Source organism: Achromobacter sp. 1011811831, from assembly GCF_059760905.1.
This window is the reverse complement of the sequence record NZ_JCBANG010000238.1, coordinates 1-306: the sequence shown is the minus strand read 5'-3', so window position 1 is coordinate 306 and position 306 is coordinate 1. Positions and strand designations below refer to the sequence as shown.

The 306-nt window shown below is 74.5% G+C and carries 1 protein-coding gene; it reads right to left on the bottom strand.

Features of this window, described 5'->3' with window-relative positions; all coding sequences use genetic code 11:
- Positions 1 to 306 (bottom strand): filamentous hemagglutinin family protein (locus AC6LJ9_RS30780; protein WP_498150476.1); only part of this gene is annotated, 306 nt, incomplete at both ends.

The following is a 306-nucleotide window of genomic DNA, read 5'->3' as shown; positions in this document are numbered from 1 at the left end:
CTCTCGGCCGAGGCCGCCGCCGCGCCCGAGGCCGCGCTGGCCGAGCTGAGCGCCGAGGTGTTGACCGCCGCCGTCACCGGCACCCCGCTGCTGTTGCCCTGGGCCTGGATGTTGGCCGCGTTGACCACGTGCAGCGCCGCCACGTTGACGTTGCCCGAGCTGCGCACGCCGGCCTCGCCCGGATCGATCGTGCCCAGCGGTGCGATCAGGTCGACGTCGCCGCGCGGCACTTCCGGTATCGGGTTCAGCGTGGCGATGCCCGCGCCCGCCGCAGGCGTCTGCGGCGCCATCACCACATTGCCCAGC